The organism is Klebsiella sp. P1CD1 (assembly GCF_003790505.1).
Classification (GTDB): Bacteria; Pseudomonadota; Gammaproteobacteria; order Enterobacterales; family Enterobacteriaceae; genus Klebsiella; species Klebsiella variicola.
In genome coordinates this window covers 2,897,041-2,919,767 of sequence record NZ_CP033631.1, presented here as the reverse complement: position 1 = coordinate 2,919,767, position 22,727 = coordinate 2,897,041, and the positions used below count along the sequence as shown (strand labels likewise).

At 55.8% G+C, this 22,727-nt stretch carries 21 protein-coding genes and 1 pseudogene; 9 read left to right on the top strand and 13 right to left on the bottom strand.

Features of this window, described 5'->3' with window-relative positions:
* Position 1 precedes the first annotated feature (1 nt).
* The 4 genes and pseudogenes from DTA24_RS14575 to tolA all read left to right on the top strand — a co-directional run bounded on the left by DTA24_RS14575 (position 2) and on the right by tolA (position 3,532).
* Positions 2-1,081 (top strand): phosphotriesterase, encoded by a 1,080-nt coding sequence (locus tag DTA24_RS14575; protein ID WP_043875264.1) that lies wholly within the window; start codon positions 2-4, stop codon positions 1,079-1,081.
* Between the two features lie 14 nt (positions 1,082-1,095).
* Complete coding sequence (locus DTA24_RS14570) at positions 1,096-1,851, top strand: glutamine amidotransferase (RefSeq protein ID WP_008804865.1); 756 nt, start codon at positions 1,096-1,098, stop codon at positions 1,849-1,851.
* Positions 1,851-2,992 (top strand): annotated as a pseudogene (locus tag DTA24_RS14565) (M20 family metallopeptidase). Before DTA24_RS14570 ends, DTA24_RS14565 begins: the two are co-directional and overlap by 1 nt.
* 111 nt (positions 2,993-3,103) lie before the next feature.
* The gene (gene tolA, locus DTA24_RS14560; RefSeq protein WP_008804864.1) at positions 3,104-3,532 is read left to right on the top strand and encodes a cell envelope integrity protein TolA; all 429 of its coding nucleotides are present in this window, start codon (positions 3,104-3,106) and stop codon (positions 3,530-3,532) included.
* Between the two features lie 104 nt (positions 3,533-3,636).
* Here tolA and ahlK read toward each other — a convergent pair whose 3' ends face one another.
* Entirely contained in the window at positions 3,637-4,431 is a 795-nt protein-coding gene (gene ahlK / locus DTA24_RS14555) for an N-acyl homoserine lactonase AhlK (protein WP_164481337.1), read from the bottom strand.
* A gap of 160 nt (positions 4,432-4,591) precedes the next feature.
* Here ahlK and DTA24_RS14550 point away from each other — a divergent pair, with 160 nt between their 5' ends.
* A complete protein-coding gene (locus tag DTA24_RS14550) occupies positions 4,592-5,479 on the top strand; it encodes a LysR family transcriptional regulator (protein WP_043875263.1) in 888 nt (295 codons plus the stop codon).
* Positions 5,480-5,520: 41 nt separating this feature from the next.
* On the opposite strand, the gene DTA24_RS14545 is transcribed toward DTA24_RS14550, so the two are convergent.
* Entirely contained in the window at positions 5,521-6,423 is a 903-nt protein-coding gene (locus tag DTA24_RS14545) for a LysR family transcriptional regulator (protein ID WP_004190055.1), read from the bottom strand.
* Between the two features lie 103 nt (positions 6,424-6,526).
* Here DTA24_RS14545 and DTA24_RS14540 point away from each other — a divergent pair, with 103 nt between their 5' ends.
* Positions 6,527-7,735: an MFS transporter gene (locus DTA24_RS14540; protein WP_016161051.1), complete on the top strand. Its 1,209-nt coding sequence runs from the start codon at positions 6,527-6,529 to the stop codon at positions 7,733-7,735.
* 57 nt (positions 7,736-7,792) lie between these two features.
* On the opposite strand, the gene DTA24_RS14535 is transcribed toward DTA24_RS14540, so the two are convergent.
* The 8 genes from DTA24_RS14535 to DTA24_RS14500 form a co-directional block, all read right to left on the bottom strand.
* Positions 7,793-8,413: a LysE family translocator gene (locus tag DTA24_RS14535; protein WP_016161052.1), complete on the bottom strand. Its 621-nt coding sequence runs from the start codon at positions 8,411-8,413 to the stop codon at positions 7,793-7,795.
* Between the two features lie 185 nt (positions 8,414-8,598).
* The gene (locus tag DTA24_RS14530; protein WP_012968207.1) at positions 8,599-9,705 is read right to left on the bottom strand and encodes a PTS fructose transporter subunit IIC; all 1,107 of its coding nucleotides are present in this window, start codon (positions 9,703-9,705) and stop codon (positions 8,599-8,601) included.
* A 42-nt stretch (positions 9,706-9,747) separates the two neighbouring features.
* Positions 9,748-10,059, bottom strand: coding sequence for a PTS fructose transporter subunit IIB (locus DTA24_RS14525; protein WP_004179922.1), 312 nt, complete (start codon positions 10,057-10,059; stop codon positions 9,748-9,750).
* A gap of 56 nt (positions 10,060-10,115) precedes the next feature.
* Positions 10,116-10,586 (bottom strand): PTS sugar transporter subunit IIA, encoded by a 471-nt coding sequence (locus tag DTA24_RS14520; RefSeq protein ID WP_012968206.1) that lies wholly within the window; start codon positions 10,584-10,586, stop codon positions 10,116-10,118.
* Positions 10,587-10,699: 113 nt separating this feature from the next.
* Entirely contained in the window at positions 10,700-11,380 is a 681-nt protein-coding gene (gene alsE, locus DTA24_RS14515; RefSeq protein WP_012968205.1) for a D-allulose 6-phosphate 3-epimerase, read from the bottom strand.
* A 23-nt stretch (positions 11,381-11,403) separates the two neighbouring features.
* The gene (locus DTA24_RS14510; protein WP_012968204.1) at positions 11,404-12,666 is read right to left on the bottom strand and encodes a PTS ascorbate transporter subunit IIC; all 1,263 of its coding nucleotides are present in this window, start codon (positions 12,664-12,666) and stop codon (positions 11,404-11,406) included.
* A 30-nt stretch (positions 12,667-12,696) separates the two neighbouring features.
* Positions 12,697-12,963 (bottom strand): PTS sugar transporter subunit IIB, encoded by a 267-nt coding sequence (locus DTA24_RS14505; RefSeq protein WP_012968203.1) that lies wholly within the window; start codon positions 12,961-12,963, stop codon positions 12,697-12,699.
* 11 nt (positions 12,964-12,974) lie between these two features.
* Positions 12,975-13,412, bottom strand: a complete 438-nt coding sequence (locus DTA24_RS14500; protein WP_023322630.1) for a PTS sugar transporter subunit IIA — start codon at positions 13,410-13,412, stop codon at positions 12,975-12,977.
* Between the two features lie 216 nt (positions 13,413-13,628).
* Between DTA24_RS14500 and DTA24_RS14495 the strand changes: the two genes are divergently transcribed.
* Complete coding sequence (locus tag DTA24_RS14495; protein ID WP_110196465.1) at positions 13,629-14,681, top strand: LacI family DNA-binding transcriptional regulator; 1,053 nt, start codon at positions 13,629-13,631, stop codon at positions 14,679-14,681.
* Between the two features lie 36 nt (positions 14,682-14,717).
* On the opposite strand, the gene DTA24_RS14490 is transcribed toward DTA24_RS14495, so the two are convergent.
* Positions 14,718-15,638, bottom strand: a complete 921-nt coding sequence (locus tag DTA24_RS14490; protein WP_016161055.1) for a LysR family transcriptional regulator — start codon at positions 15,636-15,638, stop codon at positions 14,718-14,720.
* A gap of 104 nt (positions 15,639-15,742) precedes the next feature.
* Here DTA24_RS14490 and DTA24_RS14485 point away from each other — a divergent pair, with 104 nt between their 5' ends.
* Positions 15,743-16,408 carry an SDR family NAD(P)-dependent oxidoreductase gene (locus tag DTA24_RS14485; protein ID WP_049138077.1) on the top strand — a complete coding sequence of 222 codons (666 nt, stop codon included), beginning with the start codon at positions 15,743-15,745 and terminating at the stop codon, positions 16,406-16,408.
* A gap of 124 nt (positions 16,409-16,532) precedes the next feature.
* Positions 16,533-17,171: a hypothetical protein gene (locus DTA24_RS14480; protein ID WP_023340159.1), complete on the top strand. Its 639-nt coding sequence runs from the start codon at positions 16,533-16,535 to the stop codon at positions 17,169-17,171.
* Positions 17,172-17,213: 42 nt separating this feature from the next.
* Here DTA24_RS14480 and atzF read toward each other — a convergent pair whose 3' ends face one another.
* Entirely contained in the window at positions 17,214-19,010 is a 1,797-nt protein-coding gene (gene atzF / locus DTA24_RS14475) for an allophanate hydrolase (protein WP_023340160.1), read from the bottom strand.
* Positions 19,007-22,612: an urea carboxylase gene (gene uca / locus DTA24_RS14470; RefSeq protein WP_123836910.1), complete on the bottom strand. Its 3,606-nt coding sequence runs from the start codon at positions 22,610-22,612 to the stop codon at positions 19,007-19,009. Before uca ends, atzF begins: the two co-directional genes overlap by 4 nt.
* Positions 22,613-22,727: the final 115 nt, after the last annotated feature.

The window sequence follows — 22,727 nt, the reverse complement described above, 5'->3', positions numbered from 1 at the left end:
GATGAAAGGATCAATTTTTCGCCATCCCTCCCCGCTGCCGGTTGGCGTCAGCAGCGGTTATGTAATGACTGTGCTTGGCCCACTACCGATTAACGAAATGGGCGTTACTCTGATGCATGAGCATATTCTGCTGGATGCCTCCGGCAAATGGGTGCCGCCCTGCTGCTGCAGCGATCGCCATCTTGCCGAAATGCCGGTGAAAATGGAAAACCTTGGCGAACTGTCGCTTAACCCGCTGATGAGCCGCGATAACTGTCAGCTGTTTGATGTCGACGTTGCGATTGACGAGCTGACTAAATATCGAGCCCTTGGCGGAGAAACGGTGGTCGACCCGACCAATATCGGCATTGGCCGCGATCCGAAAGCGCTGGCGCGCATCGCGCGTCTGACCGGTCTGAACATCATTATGGGTACCGGGCTCTATCTGGAAGCTTCGCACCCTGAGTGGGTAAAAATCAGCAGCGTCGAACAGCTGACCGAACGGCTGATTTACGATCTTGGCGGCGCGGAGGAGAAACCGGAGGTGCTCGCCGGGCTCATCGGCGAAATCGGTATCTCCAGCCGCTTTACGCCGGATGAGGAGAAATCCCTGCGCGCTGCGGGTCGGGCCAGCGCCGCGACCGGCGTGCCGATCGAGGTCCATCTGCCCGGCTGGGAGCGGCTGGGCCATCGGGTGCTGGATATTCTCGAGCAGGAAGGCGCCGATTTACGCCATACCGTGCTGTGCCATATGAATCCCAGCTTTGCCGATAAGCGCTACCAGCGCGAACTGGCGCAGCGCGGGGCGTTTCTCGAATACGACATGATTGGCATGAGCTATTACTACGCCGACGAGTCGGCGCAGTCGCCCTCCGACGAGGAGAACGCCCGCGCGATCCGCGAGCTGATTGACGACGGCTACATCCAGCAAATTCTGCTGTCGCAGGACGTCTTCCTGAAAACCATGCTCACCCGCTACGGCGGCCACGGTTATGGCTACATACTCAAGCATTTTGTTCCCCGTCTGCGGCGCCACGGCGTCAGCGGCGAACAACTTGAAACCTTAATGATTGAAAACCCCCAGCGGGTCTTTGGCGGATAAAAGGAAACGTCATCATGCAGAAAAAAATCTTACTGGTCGGTGAGTCCTGGACCAGCACGTCAACGCACGTTAAAGGCTTCGACCAGTTTGCCACCGCCACCTGGCACACCGGCGCAACGGACTTTCTGGCCGCGCTCGCCGACAGTCCCTATGCCATTACCTATATGCCCGCCCACGCGGCGGCGACCGACTTTCCGCTGACGCTGGAAGCGCTGCAGGAGTGGGATGCGATTATTCTCTCGGACATTGGCGCCAATACGCTGCTGCTGCATCCGGACACCTGGCTGAAGAGCCGCCGAACCGCCAACCGTTTAACGCTCCTGCATGATTACGTGGCCGGCGGGGGGGCGCTGATGATGATCGGCGGCTATTACAGCTTCCAGGGAATCAACGGCGGCGCGCGCTACCGCCATACCGCGGTGGAGAAAGTGCTGCCGGTACGCTGCCTGGCCTGGGACGATCGCATTGAAACCCCGGAAGGCTGCTATGCCGAAGTGACGGAATCTCACCCCCTGTTTAACGATATTCCGGGCGAATGGCCGTGGCTGCTGGGCTATAACGAAGTTGAAATGCACCCGGAAGGCAAACTGCTGGCAACCGTGGCCGGTACCGGTCATCCGCTGCTGGCTGTGCGCGAATATCAGCAGGGTCGCTCGCTGGTGTGGACCAGCGACATGTCGGCGCACTGGCTGCCGGAAGAGTTTGCCAAATGGCCCGGCTATCGCCAGCTATGGATTAACTGCCTCGACTGGCTGACGGAACGCCGCTGATGACCACGACCCTTGAGCTCGCCCGGCAGCTGCTGGGCTTTAACACCATTAACCCGCCGGGCAGCGAAGCCGACTGCATGCGGTTCTTCGCCGACTGGCTTGACGATAGCGGTTTTGAGGTTTCGCTGTCGTCGTTCGGCGAGGGACGCTGCAATCTTATCGCCAGCCTGCCCGGGGCGAAGAGCGGTAAACCGCTGGCCTTTACCGGACATCTGGATACCGTCCCGCTGGGAAATGCCCGCTGGCAGTACGATCCTTTTGGCTCGCAGATGGAAGACGGGCGTCTTTATGGCCGCGGATCCAGCGATATGAAAGCGGCGATAGCGGCGTTTGCCGTCGCCTGCGTTCATCAGCGGGAAGCGATCCTCGCCGGACGCGGCGCGGTATTGCTGATAACCGGCGGAGAAGAGACCGGCTGCGACGGCGCGCGGGCGCTGATCGCCTCCGCAACGTTGCCGGAGGTGGGCGCGCTGATCGTCGGTGAACCCACCGCCAACTATCCGGTTATCGGCCATAAAGGCGCGCTCTGGCTACGCTGCGAAACGCGGGGGAAAACCGCCCACGGCGCGATGCCGGAGCTGGGGATCAATGCTATCTATCTTGCGGCGGATGCGTTGGGTAAGATTCAGCATTTTTCGCCAGGCGCGCCGCATCCGCTAATGAAGCAACCCACCCTCAACGTCGGACGCATAGAAGGCGGACTCAATATTAATTCCGTACCGGACCGCACGCGTTTTGATGTCGATATCCGCAGCGCGCCCAATTTACAGCACGCCACTATCCGGGAGCGCTTGACGACGCTGCTTGGCGAAAGCGTCACCGTCTCCACGCTGGTCGACCTGCCCGCCGTCCTCAGCCGGGAGGATCACGCGTGGATTAAGCAGGTTTACCAACGCTGTCAGCCGCTGCACGCTGAGCCGATTGCGCCGCGCGTGGTGCCCTACTTTACCGACGCCTCGCTGCTGCTGCCTGCATTGGGCGATCCGCCCTGTATTATTCTCGGCCCCGGCGAGCCGTCGATGGCGCATCAAACCGACGAGTACTGCCTGCTCAGCCGACTGGCGGAGGCAGAACAGCTATACGGTGACATTATTCGCGACTGGAGGCATCACCGCCCGCGACGAAAGTAAAAAATGAGTGACACTGTCACTGAAAGCGCGTGCCATGCATTCAGCGTTTGAATAATTTCGCGGAATAACAGAGGATAACCGCCTCGTACACGACGGTATCCCCACCAGCAAGGAGGCTTAGCATGTCCGTGAAAACCAACGCTGTGCTCGTTTGCACCCTCTCTTTACTTCTTTCCGCCTGCTCGGGTGGTGCTTCTGCGCCGGACAGCGCCGAAGACGCTAAAATATCGGCTGAAGTGGATAAGATACTTCGCGATTATCAAACGGGTTCCGATACTTCACCCCAGGCCAATGCCTCACGCTATCTGGCGCGGATCCAGGCGGCTATCTTCGCTAACATAGACCAGCCGGCCTCCTGGCAAGGGCAAAAATGCTCGGTGCGCTTTACGCTACAGCGTGACGGGACAGTGCAGGATCCGACGGTCGAGAGCGGCGATCGGCCATTCTGCGCGCAGGTGATGTCCGCGCTGAAAAAAGCCAACATCCCGCCCGCGCCGGACGAAAAAACCTATCAAACCTTCAGTCATGTCGTGCTGGACGTGAAGCCCTGAGCTTGCCCGCAGAAATGGCCCCGGCCATCACCAGGGCCATTTCGAACAAGATAAGCTGACAGCCCTGCTTAACAGACGCTTTTTGGCGATCAGCGAGGAATGATTCAATAGTAACAGGCTGGCGCAAGCCTGTTTTTTTTCCATTCTTCAGGATCGTGGCCGGGTATGAATACCGCATGATATCGCTCGGTAAGCTGACGCAGCTTTCGCACTGACTGAGCGACATCAGTAGCAGACGTCATTAGCCCCGGGAGCGCCTTCTCATGGTAATGATCTAAGGTATAAGCCGCATCAATCGCTAGCGTAAAATTTGTACCACCCGGTAAGCGGATAAGAAAAGATTGATGGCCCGGTGAATGCCCTGGGGTGAAAATACATTGGAACGTGCCATCACCGTAAAGGTCATAGTGATCATCGGACAACCCGTTCAGAAATAGCCAGTTAAGTTGGGGACGATCGAAATCGCGTCGGCAATAGGCTCCCGAAGTAAACCAGTCAGGGGCAAAGGCATATTCATACTCTTGCCTCTGGACAACATGCGTAGCATGGGGGAAGCGACCAATTGCTCCCGTATGATCAGAGTGCAAATGGGACAGGACCACATAGCGGATATCCTCAGGAGCAATGCCAATCCTCTTAAGTTGTTCCACGCAACCCTGTTCTTCTGACATCACCGGTTTAAACTGCTCTACAGTACTTCCCCAATAACCGCTGGGATCTTTCAATCCTTCGACAGCCAGACCGCCGTCAATCAGCGTAAACCCATCCGGATGGGTCAGCAGAAACCAGGGAACAGGGATCTGATAATGCTCTCCCACGCCCTGATTCATCCGGATATGCTGATATCGACAATGCTGTGTTCCTGACTGGAACATGAAAAGCTTTATCTCTGGCATCATTATTTTCCACCAATAAATCAATTAAATAGATTGAAATTTAGCCTGGCTCAGGCCTTGAGTCTGGATTTTTCATCATTTCGCAGGAAAGCAGTAGATGCCTGTCCCCACTTACATTTATCGGTAAAGCCAATATAATTGGTGAATGGATCTCTTCTCAGCAATGCGCATATTTATCAGGGTGGTTGAACGGGGCAGCATGTCGGCTGCAGCCCGCGATCTCGGCATTGGCCAGCCCGCCGTGAGTGAAAGAATAGAAAAACTGGAAGCACATCTTGGGACACGTTTGCTTAGGCGCAACACGCGTAACATGTCTCTAACGCACAGCGGTAACGTGTTTTATGAGCGAAGCAAAACGGCCGTTCAGGCGGCAGAGCATGCTCTTTCTGTGAATGAGGAAAATCAGGGGCTGCAAGGCAAAATCCGTATTGCCGCGCCCTATTCCGCCGGAGAAAGCCTGCTGATGCCTGCATTGTTGCAGCTTCAGAACGAGCATCCGGAGCTGCAGGTCGATGTCATTTTTAACGACCGCGTCATCGATCCCGTCACCGAGGGGGTCGATTTATCACTGAGGTTAGGTGATGTCTCCGAAGGCTTTTTTGTCGCACGTCCGCTTGGCGCCGTGCGCAGAGTGCTAGTGGCCTCTCCGGCTCTGCTGGCGAAAATGGGTCATCCTGACACGCCGGAAGCGCTGACAGATTATCCATTTGCTGCTGTTTCCGGTGTATTCGCCAGTAATCGCATTCAATTGATCGCTTCCGAAGATCAACTCATTAATGTTCCCGTCAATATTCAATTTCAGTCCACGCACTGGCGGAGTGTCCTCTCCTGGTTATTAGCTGGACATGCCATTGGTGTTTTGCAAAGTCCGGTTTGCAGAAAAGAAATGGCAGACGGCGCGCTCATCCCCCTCTTAAGCCACTATCCGATCCCGCCATTTAGTGCCTGGTTGCTCCATCCACCAGCTGGGATGATGTCGTATGAAACGCGAATTTGTGCCTCCCTGCTGGAGGGCTATCTCAGAGATTTGTTGCTTGAGCCGGCCGGCTGAATAGAACAGCGCCTCCCTGGCGCGCTGAAGATGGCCTCTTGTTAATGACTCAATCTCTGATGCATGAAATCAATAAGCGCTCTTGTTTTTGCCGGCAAGTAACGCCGATCTGAATACAGAGCGAACAATTGCAAGGGGGCTGCCGATTGTTCAAATTCAATCTCGATTAACCGCCCATCATCAATATAGGGTTGGCAGGCTTGTTTCGACAGGATGGCAAAACCGACACCTGAGATGGCCGCCCGCCCTGCCATCTCTCCGCTGTTGACCCGATAACGACCGTTAACCTTGATCGTCTCGAATCCGCCCTTTTTATTCACAAACTGCCAGGGAGCGCCTTTAAGCGCATTCACCGTTGTAATACAGGGTAACTCTTCAAATTGCTGTATTCGAGAAGGCGTGCCATAACGCTGGATGACGGAGGGGGCCGCAACGATGGTGCAAGGGATCGTCACCAGATGACGGGCGATGTAGTCACTGTCATCCATCTGACCACGGCTAACAATGACAGCTAAATCCAGATCATCTCGCAGGGATTCATAACCCGACAAATTTGTGACGCAACTTATCTCCAGGTCCGGATGCTGACAGGCGAAATCAGCAACAACAGAGCCCAGCAATACAGGACCGATTTCATTGGGAATACAGATACGTAATGGCCCCTTGAATTGCATTTGTCGCAACGTTAATTCGGTTTCAGTTTGCTCAAGTGCTTCCAGTAATGGCTTCGCCCGGGTATAGAGTAGATGCCCCGCCTGTGTGAGTTTCATATGTCGGGTACTGCGCTCAATGAGCTGAAGGTTCAGTTTGTCTTCTAACTGAGAAATGCAACGGCTCACATTTGATGTCGGCATTTCCAGGGCTTTCGATGCCCCGACAAAACTGTCTCTTTCCACCACAGCAATGAAGATTTTCAGCGCATTAAAGTCAAGAACTGGCCGCATCAACTATCCCACATATGATAATAATGAGTGCCATTTTTACCATCTAATCGACAAGTTTGATAGCAGTTAAGCTAGGATATCTTTCATCCACAGGTCGCTTGCTATGCCACTGGTCGCCACAACATTTAATCAAAAGACGCTCATTCGGATTGCTATGGTAATCGCTTTTGTCCAGTTTACTAATGCGCTGGAATATATGATGTTCAGCCCTGTTTTTACATTTATGGCTGCAGATTTCGCTGTTCCCGTCACCTTCTCAGGCTATGTATCCGGTATGTACACATCTGGAGCCGTCCTGTCGGGAATTATCGCCTTTTACTGGGTTGACCGTTGCAATAAGAAACGTTTTTTAATCGCTAATATGGTACTGCTAGCCATGGCGACACTGTTGACGACATTGACCACCAGTTTCCCTCTTCTTCTTACATTGCGCTTTTTCGCAGGACTGGTTGGCGGTACGACAATGGGGGTGGGGATCACTATTTTGATAAACCACACGCCGGCTGACTCGCGCGGAAAAATGTTGGCGACGGTGATTGCGTCATTTTCGATGGTCAGCATCGTGGGGATGCCCGCTGTATTATTTTTGTGTACTCATTACGGTTGGCATGTCGCGTTGTGGTTAATCTGCACACTGTGTTGGTTGGCATTGCCGCTGATCGTCTCCATCATCCCTCAGGATCCCGTCACTTTCGACACATCCCACGCGCTGCCCCTCGATGTAGATACTTTACTGTTTGCTTCCGGTAATGCGCTGGTACAGTTTAGTCCAATGCTGATCATTCCTGTCCTGGCGCCATTAATGACGCAGCTGTTGGGGGCTTCTCAAGGTCTGCTGCCCTGGTTGTTCTTCGGCGGGGGTCTGGCGGGGTATCTGTCTACCAGAATGACAGGCGCATTAACCTCTCGTTTTTCTGCTTTGAGTTTGGCGACCGGGTCGACCCTCGTTTTTATCCTGAGCTTGCTGATACCCCTCCTGGGCTATCCGTATCCGGCGCTATTTATTACGTTATTTCTCGGCGCAGCTTACAGTCGTCTGGTGTCATCGTCGGCGGTGACGATTCAGTTTCCTGATAACAACCAACGAGCGGGATTCTCTTCATTACAGACATCCATGATGTATCTGATGACGACTGCCGCATTTTTCCTGTCTGCTTTTTTGTTACCCGACCATCGCATGGCGCTACAAAATATGGACACGCTGTTGGCGGTATGTGCAATTACCGCATCAGGAACCCCAATTATTGTCATCGTTTTGCAAAAGAAACTGGCTAAACGTACGTTCGAGCCCGATCGTTACAGCACTGAGTAGTACTCCACGGGTTGCTCATTTTTTAAGACAAAAACAGGGGCATACGCCCCTGCGTGACTACCGGCGGCTCATGGCCAGCTTCGCGGCAAATAGCAGAAACAGGCAGCCGGTTGTCCGGTCCATCCATTTCACCACGGCTGGTTTTTTCAGGATGCCGGCGGCATAGCGAGTGGCGGTAATCAGCGTTAATGACCACAGCGTCCCAATCAATACATGGATGGTGACCAGGAGAAAGGTCCAGCTGACGGGTGAATGCCCGGCGGGGATAAACTGGGGCAAAAACGAAACGTAGAAGACGCCCATTTTGGGGTTAAGCACATTTCCCAGCATCCCACGCAGGAACCAGTTACTCGTGGAATCTGATTCGGCCGGGTGGGTGTTAAATTGCTGGCGTGGGCGCAGGAGCAACTGGATGCCCAGCCAGCAAAGGTATCCTGCTCCGCACCATTTCAATAAGGTATAAGCCAACTCAGAAACCGCCAGTAGCGCACCTAAACCAAAGGCCACCAGCGCGCCCCAGATAAAGCATCCAAGATCAATGCCTAACGCGGCATGTAAGGCTTTGCGTCCCCCTTCAGCGGTCGCCGTGCGGAGGATAAGAGCAGTATCAAGACCTGGCGTCAGGGTAAGCAGTGTGGCAGCGAGGGTGTAAGCAAGAAGTGAATCAGTGACGAGCATTTCCTGTCTCCGAAAGAGACAAGGCTACTGAAGCGTTCACATTTTTGCAACAACAATGTTCACCCTGCTCCACTTTTACCCAGCCGTCTACCTGACGCAACTCAGCCCATAACTAAGGACCCCTCGGTTATGGGCTGAGTTGCAGGACTAGCTCAACGCCATTGATAAAATAATACAGGGGTAAGTTAGCTCACTTTAATATCATTAAGGTCGATATCCTCTTCTTCGTGATCATGAGTAACCAGCACATCACGCGGAATATCTTTTTTGATGACAGCATAAACCGTGGCGGTAACAACAATATTCACCAGCAGGGCCATAATGCCAGCCATCGGGTGTGACATGGTGGGGATCATCAGTACCCCACCAAAAGGCACCGTGGCATCCGCACCATACACCATGGTGACTGCGCCACCGCACGCGCCACCGATGGCCGCGGCGGCGATACCGCGGACGATATCGTTCATGACGATCGGGATAGAGCCTTCAACGATATTAACAATCCCCATTGGAACCGCCGATTTTAAGGTTTCCACTTCTTCACTGTTATAGATGTTCTTACGCAGAAGCTTAGCAATGAAGAAAGCCAGGCCGAAACCAATAGGCGTTGCGGTGTTAACTAACTGAAGCGCGGTAATCGGCTCATTTATTCCCTGCGCCTGCAGCGTGAGAACGAAGGCAAAGCATGTCTTATTAAGCGGGCCGCCAAAGTCAACAATACACAGAGCGCCTATCACTGCGCCCAACACAAGATTCGATGACGTGCCCATACTTCTCAGGAAAGATGTCAGCGCTTCCGTAAAGATACCGATAGGCGTACCAATGATATAGACCATAATCAGGCAGCTGATAATGGAGGCAAAAAAAGGCACGATCAACGTTGGCATCAAACCGCGAGCCCAGTCAGGCACCTTGACGTTTTTAATGATCGCCAGCGCGATATAGCCGGCAATGTAGCCACCGATCATCCCGCCGATAAAGCCTGCGCTGATGGTGTTCGCCGCCAGCCCGACGACAAATCCTGGTGCGATGCCCGGCTTGCCAGCAATCGAGCCGGAAATACCCACCGCAATGACCACCGGCAACAGCCCAAGCGCCTTAGCGCCCAGAGTGGCCATCGCCTGCCATAAATCAAATTGCCCCGGCGTTAACGTGTCCTGCACCGTTCCACCAAGCCCCATGCCGATGGCAATAATAAACCCAGCACCACAGACAATGGGGATCAGAAATGAGATAGCGGTCAGCAGATGTCCTTTAGGATTTGCTGCTTGCCATATTTGTTTTAGAGACATAAATTACGCCCTTAAGTATAGAGTCAGCAGGCCGAAATAAAATTATGAATTGACTATTTCACTGAGTTTTTCAATCAGTTTATTGGGGGATTTCACTGCCGTTTCCGTGGCGACTTTGACCACTTTCTTACCCGCAAACCGTTCTTCTCCCGTCACTTTAACATCCGCGGCAAGCAGAACAATATCTGCCATGGCAATCTCATCAGCGGTTAACTGATTCTCAATGCCGATGGTCCCTTGGGTCTCGATTTTAACGTTATGACCGGCTTTTTTGGCGGCTGTTTCAATTTTCTTTTGAGCAATATAGGTGTGTGCAATCCCCACCGTACAGGCGGTAACTCCGACAATATTCATCACGATTCTCCGTTAATTCATTTAATAAGATATAAAAGAATGTTAACAACTACATATTACGCTTCGGTGCTTTCAGTTTCTGAATTGAAAAGCGCAATGATTTTATATGGATCAGATTCAACCAGTAATTTAGCGATAATGTCTTCGTCGGCCAGTGACCCGGATACTTGCGCTAACAGGCGAATATGAGTGGCATTTTGATCCACCAGGCAAACCGCAAATAAAATAATACAGCGAACATCGCTGCCATCCATGGTCTCCCAGGGAATGGTATGTTGCGTGCGTCCGATGGCTAATGCGGTACGGGAAACACCGGAAGATTTGCCATGCGGGATCGCAATATGATTTTCAAAACCGGTAGAGCCTTGCTCCTCACGTAACCAGACATCACGAATAAAGTCCTCCTTATTAGTCACCGCACCATCCTGTACTAGTAAATCGGTGAGTTCTTCTATCACCTCTTCTTTCGTTCTGGCGGTCATATTTAACTTGATGTTTTTAACATTAAGCACTGTCGAAATATCCATAATTCACCCGCATTCATATAGAGTGGTCGTTGAATAACAGAGCAGGCATCGCTGGCGTGATGCAGGTCTTTTAATTTTTTTTAAATATATGCTGTGGTTCGTAAAAAAATTAATTAGGCAGCGACGGTTTCACGCTGGAAAATCTCGATCATTCTGTCCCATGCCTGGCTGACATCCTCATGGAGAGAAAACAGACCCGATGTCCCTACGATAAAGACATCCACACCGGATTCGGCAATCTGGCCAAACGTTTTTGCATTGCAGGAGCCATCAATTTCTGTCAGATAGTGATAGCCATTATTTTTGCGCATACTGATGAGCTTTCTTATCTTGTTCAGCGATTCAGGAATAAACTTTTGTCCGGCATAGCCCGGATCAACTGACATGACCGTCACTTTATCCAACAGGTGCGCATATTCAGCAATACTTTCAGCCGGTGTCGCCGGGTTCAACACCACCCCGCATTGCTTGCCTGCATCCTTGATCTGATTCAGCAGGCGGAAAATTTTGTTATTCGCCGTCTCGGGATGAAAGCTAATGATATCGGCGCCGGCCTCGAGACACATGGGAATAATATCTTCCGGATGGTTCACCATCAGATGGACATCGATGGGAACGGTAGTGATTTTTTTCAGGTTCTCAATAAAAAAGGGAGACAGTGTGATATTGCGGACGTAATTACCATCCATTATATCAACGTGATAAAAATCCGCTTTTTTATTCATTGCCGTGATCTGTTCTTTGAACTGCGTTAAATCCATGCACATCAGTGAGGGTGAAAATTTCGCGCTCATAAACCATCTCCGATAATAAACAGTTAGTTAAACATTGCGATAATATGCCCCAGAACGATGCCGACAACGCCAAAGTCTGCATCGCCAAAGGTTGTAGAACCCAGGCCCATATCTCCCATCATTGGCAAAAGGATGGCCGGCAGGAACGAAATGAGCAGGCCGTGGGCAAATGCCCCCACCACTGCCCCGCGACGTCCGCCAGTGATGTTGCCGTAAACGCCAGCCGTTGCCCCGCAGAAGAAATGTGGCACCAGCCCCGGGACGATGACGCTCAAGCCGAACAGCGGGCAGAGGAACATGCTGACCAGGCCTGCAACAAAGCTTGCGAGAAACCCGACGATGACGGCATTTGGAGCAAAGGGAAACACCGTCGGGCAGTCGAGCGCCGGCTTCGCATCTTTCACTAATTTGTCTGCAATACCTTTAAACGCTGGCACAATTTCGGCAATCACCATCCGCACACCGGCGAGGATGATATAAACCCCCGCAGCAAAAGTGAGGGACTGAATAATGGCGAAGATAATAAAATTCTGACCGGCACTCAGTGTCTCCTCGACAAAGGTTTTGCCCGCGACGACCACCAACACCAGGAACAGAATCATCATAGTGAGAGAGATGGCCACCGACGAGTCGCGAAGAAAATTGAGTGACTTAGGCACTTTAATTTCTTCAATCGAGGGGCTACCTTTCCCGACGACTTTGCCCACCAGCGCGGAAAGCAGATAACCAATAGAGCCAAAATGGCCGAGAGCCAGATCGTCGGTATTGGTAATTTTACGGGTAAACGGCTGCAAGATCGCCGGAGAGATCACCATCATCGCGCCGAGAATCACCGCCCCGATGGCCACCACCCACCCCCCCGACAATCCCCCGACTGACAAGATCACCGCCAGCATCGCTGCCATATAGAGCGTGTGGTGGCCCGTTAAAAAGATGTACTTTAATGGCGTCAGACGCGCCAGGGCGATATTGATCAACATGCCCAACACCATGATTGTGGCGGTTTCCGTGCCATAATTCTTCTGCGCCAGCGCGGCCATCGCGTCGGTGTTAGGGACCACCCCCTGAATATGAAATGAATGTTCAAACAGCTGGCTAAAAATGGTTAATGTATAGGCAATGATACCGGCGCCTGCCGTTAAAATAACAAAGCCCATGATGGTTTTCAGTGTTCCTGAAATAACATCTGAAATTCCTTTTTTTTGCAACAGCAGACCGATCAGAGAAAACAATCCAACCAGAATTGCCGGTGTCCCTAACACATCATAAATAAGGAAATGAAGCATATTAAACTCCACGGTTCAGAAAGCCGTTGCTTAAATGTGTTCTGCTAAAATCTCTTTGATTTTATTGTTGTCGAGTAAATTACTTAATCCAACAACCTTTGCGGAATGACCAACTAAATGTTCGGCAATATCGTTGGCGCTCAGAATAAGGTCCGCCGTTTCGCTTTTCGCTGACGTCAGGTCGGTATGCGCGACTTCAGCCTCTTTATTCATTTCGGCAAGAATTTTTTTGACATTCATTTCAACGATAAAGCTGCTGCCTAAACCATTGCCGCAGACGATGAGTACTTTTTTCATTCTCTTTTCCTTCAGTCAATAACAGCCTGAATTGCCTTAATATCATCGGCTTTTAACAATCGTTCTAGCTTTTGCTGATCGCTAAAGAGTTCTGCCAGTTCACCGATCATCGTGATATGTTCATTCCCGGAACGAGCGCATAGCATAATAATCACGTATACCGGGTCGTTCTCCGTTGAGCCAAATGATATGCCCTCTTTAATATGAAGGAGCGATAATCCATTCCTCAATGCACCTTGTTCAGGGCGGGCATGGGGCATTGCTAATCCCGGGGCTAATAGATAATAAGGCCCAAGTTCTTCATGGCTTTTCAAAATCGCCTCAATATAGTGCTCTGCCATATACCCCTGCGCCAGCAAAGGTTCTGCTGAGAGTCGAACGGCATTTTTCCAGTTATCTATTGAGTTAATGACATTAATTTTATCCGGGGTTAACCAGTCTCTAATCATATGCACTCCCGAGGGGTCCCATGTGCTGAACTATAAACAGCTAAATAAAATGCAACTGTGATACACCTCCCAAAGTTAGCGCTAACAAGCAAAAATGTTAAAAATGAGTTACCGCTAACACTGGTTATAATGTGCTTTCCCCCTCGCTGTGGTAAGTTATAATGTGTATCAACGATTTACTTTTGTTACTTTTTATTTTTCAAACGGTTGGTGATCCTGGTGAAGAGTCTAGACGCAGACAATAGCCCGAAAGAAAAACGTCGTAAGGGAACTGGGAAGATAACCCTGACCGAAGTGGCTGAGTTTGTCGGCGTGAGCGCCATGACCGTCTCGCGTGCGCTGAGAATGCCTGAAAAAGTCAACCCTGACCTTCGCGACCGTATTGATGCGGCAGTAAGCCAACTCGGCTATGTCCCCAATCTCCAGGCGCGTAATCTGGCGTCGGTCCATTCCGATCTCATTCTGGCCGTCGTCCCCACCTTCTCTTCGCCAGGTTTTTTGCCGGTGTCGGAGGCGTTACAAAAGATCCTGACTGAACGCGGCTATACCATGATGTTTATGGAATCCGGTCATGACGGCCAAAGCGAACAAAAAACGTTTGAAAAAATGCTCGCCTATAACCCGGCAGCGATTATTCAGTTTAATATCGACACCATTGAGAGCTGTACCCAGCTGCAGGCCAACGTAGATGTGCCTATCCTGGAAATTGGCGCGTTAAATACGCAGTCTGTTGGCATGTGCATCGGTGTGGATTACGGTAAGGCTGTGAAACAGATCGTGACCCACCTGGCGGACGCCTCATTAAAAAATATCGCGTTACTGTGTACCCCGGCCAACAATACAATGTTTCGCCAGCTCCTGAGCGGCTGGAATACGGCGATGCTGGCCCTTAACCGTTCTCCGCATCGGGTAGTGACCACTCATTTGCCTTCCACCATTGCCACAGGGGTGAATATTTTCAAGGATATGATGATCACCTGGGGCGATCTGGATGCGCTAATTTGCACATCGGATGAAATGGCGTGTGGATGCATGATGGCCTGCCACAGCGCCGGGATCAAAGTGCCCAATACCGTAGCCATTGCGAGTTTAGGCGGCGGGGTATTATCGACAGTCTGTTCCCCTGCCCTGACAACCGTTGAATTTCACTGGCATGACATTGGGGTGAAGGCCGGGAAAGCGCTTCTCGACCTGCTCAACGATAAACCTTGTGAAAAGTTTATTGAAATTCCGTCAGTACTCAAAGTCCGGGCCAGTACCGCGGTATAACCGCCATCCGTGGCTTGCTCTATCGGCACCCCCCGTTTATCGCTTCAACTCGTCCTGCCACAGCGGGGATGACGCCAGCTGCTGGCATACCGCGTCGATAAATACCCGGGTCTTGGCGGGAACCAGCGTGCCGGGCGGCATCAGGGCATAAACGCTAACCCGCGCCGCGCTGCGCCAGTCGGGCAGCACGCGGACCAGTTCCCCGCGCTGCACCGCCTGATTAACCATCCATCCCGGCAGCAGTGCGATCCCGGTTGCGCGAATGACCGCCGTCAGCAGCGCTTCACTGATATTGGTGGTGAGGGGGCCAACTGGCGTCACCTGGATATGCTCCCGACCATTCTCGAGGATCCAGTAGGGCCAGTCCGGATGGTGGGTAAAGCCGAGACACCGATGGGCTGCCAGTTGCTCAGGATGAGTTGGTTCACCGTAGCGTTGCAGATAGGCCGGCGAAGCAATCAGCTGGCTGCGAAACGCCCCCAGCTCGCGCCCGGTTAAGGTACTGTCCCGCAGGTTTCCCAGGCGGATCACCGCATCAAACCCCTCCGCGACAATATCGACTCGTCGATCGAGAAAATGGGCATCAAGGCGAATATCCGGATACGCCTGCAGGAAATCAGGAAACATCGGGGCAATCAGCTCCCGGCCAAAGGTCACCGGCAGTGAGACCCGCAACGTTCCCTGCGGGGTGGCAGCAAAGTCGCCTACTTCCCGGCTGGCGGCGCTGAGCTCATCCAGCGCCGTGCGGGCGCGCTGCAAAAACCAGATTCCGGCTTCAGTCAGCGTTACGCTACGGGTGGTACGCACCAGCAACCGGACACCCAGTTTTTTCTCAAGGTGGCTGACCCGGCGGGAAATCACCGACGCATCGCGCTCCAGCCTGAGGCTGGCCCCGATAAAACTCCCTGCCTCAGCCACACAGACAAACGCCATCAGCTCATCAAAATCATCGAACATGATTCCTGCACCCTGCACATTAATCATTTGCAAATAAGGCTAATTATCAGCGATCTGTTGGTCTATTAACATAGCGGCTCTTCAACCTACAGTGAGAGCAGCCTATGAAAACGTTTTTGAGTATTGGGTCCGGTCCTGGGATGGGAATGGCGACGGCCTCACGATTTGCCGGTGAGGGATTCCGGGTAATACTGTCCTCTCGCAATAAAAGCAATGTGGCGGCGCAGGCCGACCAGTTGAGAGCGGCTGGATTTGCCGCGGAAGGCCGCGTGGCGGACGCCAGCGATATCACCAGTATCGCGGAACTCATTCGTGAGGTAGAGGTGGAAACCGGCGGTGTGGATGTGCTGCATTTCAACGCCGCGGCCATGCATGACGGTAATCTTGAGACCCAGTCGGTGGCAGGCTTCATTCAGGATCTCAGCACCAATATTGGCGCGGTATATGCCGCCATCAAAGCGGTCTCTCCGCGGATGGCCGCGCGTGGAGAAGGCGCGATCCTGCTGACTGGCGGGATGTTTGCCACTCAGCCCCACCCGGAGTGTCTGACGTTGAGCGTCGGCAAAGCCGGGCTGCTTAACCTGACGCATGGCCTTTTTCCGGTCTTAAAAGCGCAAAATATTCATCTTTCCATCGTGACGGTGGGGGCCTACGTCACGCCGGGTTCCGCCGAAGCCCGGGAGATTGCCGATCTGTTCTGGCAGCAATACCGCCAGCCATCCGCGCAATGGACAGCGGAAGCGTTTTATCCCGTCCCACACCATCAGTAACCTTCCCCGGCCGTCGCCTGGCGTCCGGGAGCCATCGCCCGGACGTGCGGAAGAAACGTCATCCATCGCTTGCTTTCCCTGTCACCTCGGATCAGGATACGACGATATTCATGGAGGCTATGTGATGAAATATTTTATCGGTATGACGGTGACGTTATTGTTGAGCACGCCGGTGCTGGCGGCGGGCGAGCTTGAGATTAACCAGTCTCCCCTGACGCTGGTGTTGAGCGATCAGAATCAGGCACGGGTCTCTTCCTGTGCCGATTTCATTGCGCTGCGTAAAGCGGGAGAGACCGTCGATGCGCTGCCCGGGCTTTCCGACCCGGATGGCCGTGCGGCGGAAGCGGCGTTATTCTCCTGCTGGCTACAGGCCTACGCCATCGATCACACGTTATTCCCCTCTGCTGCGCCGAAACCGACCCTGGCTGAGGTGGTTCAGCACTTTCCTGCCAGCGCGGCGTTTATCGTCAGCGATGACGAAAAGCAGGACGTCGCCAAAAACTATGTGGGGAAAACCATCGCCGACTATACCCCGGACCTGAAAGCCAGGGACGATCGTCTGGAATCAGCGGCCAGCGCCAGCGGTTATGTGCTGGATGAGTATTATGCGTTTACCGATAAGCAAGGGCATCAGCTCAACATCGTCGCTCTGGTGGGCTACGCCATCGGCGGTACGGCGAGCGTGAAAAGCTACTATCGCATCGATGACACGCACGCCCGCGTCTGGAGCATCACCCTGCTCGATGAGAACAGCCCGTTATAAGCGAGGGTTCCCTCTGCGGCGCTACCGCAGAGGATGTTCCGTTTACCTGGCCAGCCACTGACGCCAGCCGCCCCAGGCAGTGATCTCCGTGGCATCCCCCAGCCCGGCGGCTTCGCAAATAAAGCCCGTCACCCATCGGCCGTTGGCCAGCTCAACCTGTCCCAGCCCCAGCGGCGCGGGAATAGCGGCCAGCAGCGACCCCACCTCGGCGCTGGGTATCTCCCAGACTTCCACCGCTATCGCCGCGCCGTCGCGCTCGTCACGCACCATCGCCGGGCGCTTGCCATCCGCGAGAGCGTACAAACGATAGCGTGGCGCGCTGTGGGTCGCCTGCAGCAACCGACCGCCCCGCGCCAGCAATTGACCGTTTAAGGGCAGACCGGCCAGATGCGCACCGCATACCGCCAGTGCCATCCGGTCATGGCCTGCGGAATGCGCAGGCGGCGGGCTCTCCAGCCGCGCGCCGCCTGCCAGCGGCAGCCGCTCCGCGCGCTGGAAGGCGTCGGCCAGGCTCAGCAAATACTGATCGGTAAACGCCCGACCAAACAGCGTGACGCCGGAGGGCAATCCGTCAGGCATAAACCCGCACGGCACACTCACCGCCGCATAGTCCAGCAGGTTCATAAAGTTGGTGTAGTAGCCCAGATCGGCGTTGCGGGCGATCGGCTCCGCCGCCAGCTCGTCGAGCGTTACCGGGCGCGGAAAGGTTGGCGTCAGCACGCAGTCCAGCGTATCAAGGATGGCATCGCACTGCGCTTTATACCCCTGCAACTGATACATCGCCTTAAAGGTCGCCGTCGCGTCGATATCAGGCGCTTTCGCCAGCACGTCGCGAATCACCGACAGCACGGCATCCGGCTGCTGCTCAATCAGCGGTCCGGCCACCGCATAGCGTTCAGCAACCCACGGTCCGTCATACAGCAGGCGGGCGGCGGCCAGAAATGGCGCGAAATCGATCGCTACCGGCACGCCGCCGAGCGCCGTCAGCCGCTGCACGGCCTGGGCGAACAGCGCTTCGCTGGCGCGGCAACCGAGGAAGTTCAGCGTCTGCGGAACGCCAAAGCGAAACCCGGCGGACGGCCTGCCAAAGGCCTGCCGGCTGTTCCACTGGGGATTGCGGCGGCTGTAGCTATCCTGCGGATCGGTCCGGGCAACCAGCGCCAGCAGTTGGCTGGCCTCGTCGGCGGTAGCGCTGAAAAAGGTCACACAGTCCAGCGTGCGACAGGCAGGGACGACCCCGGCGGTGGAGATCACCCCTTTCGTCGCTTTCAGCCCCACCAGGTTATTCAGCCCGGCCGGAACGCGACCGCTGCCGGCGGTGTCGGTCCCCAGCGCGAAGCTGGCGACACCCAGGGCTACCGCCAGCGCGGAGCCGGCGCTGGAGCCACCGGAGGGGTAAGCCGGGTGGTACGCGTTGCGGCAACGTCCGTACGGCGAACGGGTTCCGTTCAGGCCGGTGGCAAACTGGTCGAGATTGGTTTTGCCCACCGGCACGGCTCCCAGCGCAATCAGCTGCGCGACAATGGTCGCGCTTTGCGTCGGCCGGTATGCAAACGCCGGGCAGGCAGCGGTCGTGACGATCTCCGCAAGGTCAATATTGTCTTTGATCGCGAACGGCACGCCGTACAGCGGAAGCGTCTCTGGCGAATGGCCTTCCAGCGCCGCGAGAAACGGCGCCTGCTCCGCTTCGCTCAGGAGATGGATAAACAGATTAAATTCGGGATTCAGCGTTTCCGCCCGCTGGCGGATCGCCGCCAACAGCGCCCGCGGCGTGGTGTTGCCGTTACGATAGTTCGCCGCCAGGGTCGCCAGGCGTAAATCAAACGTCTGCTGCATCATGCCTTCTCCTCAATAATCACTGCCACCCGTTGCCCGGCACGCACCGCGCTGCCTGGCTGCACATTGACCTGCTGAACCCTGCCATCGCACGGCGCCAGCAGCGGGATCTCCATTTTCATCGACTCAAGCACCACCAGCACATCACCGGCGCGTACCTGGCGGCCCACCGCGGTCTGTACCTGCCACAGATTACCGGATACCGGGCTTTCCACCCCCTGCTCGCCCGGTTGCAGCGGCGCATCGCCCGCTTCTTCTGCGGCGCTCTCCTGACTGTCGAAATGGGCCTGGCCGCTGGCGATCCAGCGATCGCGTTCGGCGTTAAACGCCCGCTGCTGATGGTCGCGAAACGCGTCAATGCTCTGCGCCTCGCGAGCGAGAAATTGCTGGTATTCCGCCAGCCGCAGCGTGCTGTGTTCGATGCGCAGCGGATAGCGACCGAGCGGGAAATCGCGGCGAATCTCCAGCAGTTCATCGGCCGAAACCGGATAGAAACGCAGCTGATCGAAAAAGCGCAGCAGCCACGGCTTGCCGGCAAAATCGGCCACCTCGTGATAGCGATTCCACATCTGCAGAGTGCGGCCGACAAACTGATAGCCGCCCGGGCCTTCCATGCCGTAGACGCACAGATACGCCCCGCCGATGCCCACCGAGTTTTCCGCCGTCCAGGTTCGCGCCGGGTTGTACTTGGTGGTGACCAGCCGATGGCGCGGATCAAGGGGCGTGGCCACCGGCGCGCCGAGATAGACATCGCCGAGGCCCATCACCAGATAGCTGGCGTCAAACACCGTGTTCCATACGGCCTGCTCATCCGGCAGATCGTTTATCCGGCGAATAAACTCGAGGTTGCTTGGGCACCACGGGGCGTCCGGGCGGACGGTGGTCATATATTTGTCGATCGCCTTGCGGCAGGCCGGATCGTCCCAGGAGAGCGGGAGATGCACGACCCGCGTTGGAACCTGCAGATCATCGCTCATGCAGACCGTGGCCCACTCCCCGCTGACCCACGCCAGCAGGGTCTCCAGCGCCAGCGTTTCCGGCTGGAAATGCAGCTGCAGCGAGCGGATCCCCGGCGTGATATCGATGATCCCTTCCCGGGCTTGCCCTTCAAGGGCCTGCATCAGGGCATGGATGCGAAAGCGCAGCACCAGATCCAGCTCCGCCTCACCGGCCTCCAGCAGCAGATGGGTATCACCGGAGAGGCGCGCCACCAGGCGTTTGTCGGCGTCACCGCAGGTCATCACCACCGGCGAGGTGAGCGGCACAGGCTGCCAGGCAACGTCCTGCGCCTGCAGGGTCGCCAGCTCCGCGCGACGACCTGCCGCCAGCCGCCGGGCGGTGGGGACGTCCACCGCCACAAAGCGCACTTTATCCCCCGCCTTAAGCTGGCCCAGTTGCCAGAGATCGGCTTCGATAACCGTGACCGGGCAGACGAAGCCTCCGAGGCTTGGGCCGTCCGGCCCGAGGATCACCGGCATATCGCCGGTAAAATCCACGGCCCCCACGGCATAGGGGTTGTCATGAATATTCGAGGGATGCAGCCCGGCTTCGCCGCCGCTGTCACGGGTCCAGACCGGCTTAGGCCCGATCAGGCGCACGCCGGTGCGGCTGGAGTTAAAATGCACTTCCCAGTCGGTGGCAAAAAAGGTCGCCATATACGCCGGGGCAAAGAACTCCGGCGCGCCGTGGGGACCATAAATCACCCGCAGCGTACGGACGTCCGTCAGCGCGGTGCGCAGCCCTGCGGGAAGCGCCGCGCCTTCCCCTGTCTCAACCAAAGGCGCAAGATGCAGCACGTCGCCAGCGCGTAGAGCCCGTCCGCCGTGGCCGCCAAACTGGCCGAGGGTAAAGGTGCTTTTACTGCCCAAATAATCCGGTACCTGAATACCGCCGCGCAGGCAGAGATAGCTTCTGACGCCTGGTCCGTTTATTGCCCCCAGCCTGAGGGTCGCCCCCGCCGGAATAGTGAATACGCAGTTCATGTCCTGCCCGGCGCTATCGAGCGTGACGGTGAGCGGCGCGCCGCAGATCACCGCCTGTACGGCGGTATTAAATTTCAGGGTGGGTCCGCTAAGGGTGATCTCCAGCGCGGCGTCGCCCTCGGCATTGCCCAGCAGACGGTTGCCCAGGCGCAGCGCCCGGTCATCCATCGGGCCCGAGGGCGGGACGCCCACCGCCCAATACCCCAGACGTCCCGGATAGTCCTGGACGCTGGTCTGGGTGCCGGCGCTCAGAACCTCCACGGTATCGGACCGGTAGCGCAACTGCTCCAGGCAGCGGGTCCAGGGTTCTCCGGCGGTAAACGGCGCAAAGCCGAGGATCTGCTGCAGGTATAAGCGGTTGGTTTCGACGCCATACAGGCGGGTCTCCGCCAGGGCCTGCGCCAGGCCGGCGATTGCCTCATCGCGGCTGGGGCGCCAGATGATAGCTTTCGCCAGCAAGGGGTCGAAAAACGGCGGCACTTCACATCCGGCTTCCACCCAGCGGTCGATGCGCAGCGTGGCGCCGTCCGCCGGCGGAAACCAGACGTCGGTTAACAGTCCAGGCGAAGGCTGAAACTGGCGGCCAGGATCTTCGGCGTAAATTCGCGCCTGAATGGCATGGCCCCGGGGCTGTAGCCCGGCGGCCAGCTCGCTCAGCGGCGGTAAATCCCCTGCGGCCAGGGCGATCATCCAGCGTACCAGATCCACGCCCCACACCTGCTCTGTGACGCCGTGCTCCACCTGCAGGCGGGTATTGACCTCAAGGAAATAGAAGCGCTGCGCCGCACTGTCGTAGACAAACTCCATCGTCCCGGCGCTGCGGTAGTTCACCGCTTTCCCGAGAGCAATGGCCGCGCTACACAGCGCCTGCGCCATCCCATCCGGCAAATTCGGCGCCGGGGTCTCTTCAATCACTTTCTGGTTACGCCGCTGCAGCGAGCAGTCGCGCACGCCGAGGGCGATAACCTCCCCCTCACCGTCGCCGAAGATCTGCACCTCCAGGTGACGGGCGCGTTCGATATATTTTTCGAGAAACACCCCGGCGTCGCTGAAGTTGTTTTGCCCCAGCCGCTGCACCGTGGCAAAGGCCTCGCTCAGTTCGCGGGCGTCGCGGCAGACGCGCATGCCAATCCCCCCGCCGCCCGCCGTGCTCTTGAGCATCACCGGGTAGCCCACCGCCTCAGCCGCCTGGCAGGCTTCCTCGCTGTCGGCCAGCAGTTCACTGCCCTCCAGCAGCGGCACGCCCTCCGCCTTCGCCAGCGCGCGAGCGGTATGTTTCAGGCCGAAGGTACGCAGCTGTTGCGGGGTCGGGCCAACAAACGCCAGTCCCGCCGCCTCACAGGCTTCGGCGAAGGCGGCGTTTTCCGACAGAAAGCCGTAGCCGGGATGGATGGCGCGGGCGCCGCTCTGCAGCGCGGCGGCAATGATCTTCTCTACCACCAGATAAGTTTGCGCTGCCGGGCCCTCGCCAAGGCTGAGCGCTTCATCCGCTTCGCGGACGTGCAGACTGCTCAGGTCGGCTTCGGCGTAAACGGCAACCCCCTTCACCTGCATGGCGCGCAGGGTACGTAAAATGCGGCAGGCTATCGCCCCGCGGTTGGCAATCAGTAAGGTATCAAACATAAGCGGAACTCACAGCGTAGCGGGTCGTCCCGCAACAATTCGTCTTTCCCTGAGGTCGTCCCCGGGGGAACCGGCGCTTAAACGTGGCGCGTCGGCGTGTGATTCAGGCGGTCGG

Coding starts and splice junctions, on each gene's coding strand:
- tolA (WP_008804864.1), top strand. CDS start 3,104: ATGTCCGTGAAAACCAACGCTGTGCTCGTTTGCACCCTCTCTTTACTT.
- DTA24_RS14505 (WP_012968203.1), bottom strand. CDS start 12,963: ATGAAAAAAGTACTCATCGTCTGCGGCAATGGTTTAGGCAGCAGCTTT.
- alsE (WP_012968205.1), bottom strand. CDS start 11,380: ATGAGCGCGAAATTTTCACCCTCACTGATGTGCATGGATTTAACGCAG.
- atzF (WP_023340160.1), bottom strand. CDS start 19,010: ATGATGCAGCAGACGTTTGATTTACGCCTGGCGACCCTGGCGGCGAAC.
- DTA24_RS14575 (WP_043875264.1), top strand. CDS start 2: ATGAAAGGATCAATTTTTCGCCATCCCTCCCCGCTGCCGGTTGGCGTC.
- DTA24_RS14485 (WP_049138077.1), top strand. CDS start 15,743: ATGAAAACGTTTTTGAGTATTGGGTCCGGTCCTGGGATGGGAATGGCG.
- DTA24_RS14540 (WP_016161051.1), top strand. CDS start 6,527: ATGCCACTGGTCGCCACAACATTTAATCAAAAGACGCTCATTCGGATT.
- DTA24_RS14520 (WP_012968206.1), bottom strand. CDS start 10,586: ATGGATATTTCGACAGTGCTTAATGTTAAAAACATCAAGTTAAATATG.
- DTA24_RS14550 (WP_043875263.1), top strand. CDS start 4,592: ATGCGCATATTTATCAGGGTGGTTGAACGGGGCAGCATGTCGGCTGCA.
- DTA24_RS14570 (WP_008804865.1), top strand. CDS start 1,096: ATGCAGAAAAAAATCTTACTGGTCGGTGAGTCCTGGACCAGCACGTCA.
- DTA24_RS14525 (WP_004179922.1), bottom strand. CDS start 10,059: ATGAATATTGTCGGAGTTACCGCCTGTACGGTGGGGATTGCACACACC.
- DTA24_RS14480 (WP_023340159.1), top strand. CDS start 16,533: ATGAAATATTTTATCGGTATGACGGTGACGTTATTGTTGAGCACGCCG.
- DTA24_RS14530 (WP_012968207.1), bottom strand. CDS start 9,705: ATGTCTCTAAAACAAATATGGCAAGCAGCAAATCCTAAAGGACATCTG.
- DTA24_RS14500 (WP_023322630.1), bottom strand. CDS start 13,412: ATGATTAGAGACTGGTTAACCCCGGATAAAATTAATGTCATTAACTCA.
- DTA24_RS14535 (WP_016161052.1), bottom strand. CDS start 8,413: ATGCTCGTCACTGATTCACTTCTTGCTTACACCCTCGCTGCCACACTG.
- DTA24_RS14510 (WP_012968204.1), bottom strand. CDS start 12,666: ATGCTTCATTTCCTTATTTATGATGTGTTAGGGACACCGGCAATTCTG.
- DTA24_RS14490 (WP_016161055.1), bottom strand. CDS start 15,638: ATGTTCGATGATTTTGATGAGCTGATGGCGTTTGTCTGTGTGGCTGAG.
- uca (WP_123836910.1), bottom strand. CDS start 22,612: ATGTTTGATACCTTACTGATTGCCAACCGCGGGGCGATAGCCTGCCGC.
- DTA24_RS14545 (WP_004190055.1), bottom strand. CDS start 6,423: ATGCGGCCAGTTCTTGACTTTAATGCGCTGAAAATCTTCATTGCTGTG.
- ahlK (WP_164481337.1), bottom strand. CDS start 4,431: ATGATGCCAGAGATAAAGCTTTTCATGTTCCAGTCAGGAACACAGCAT.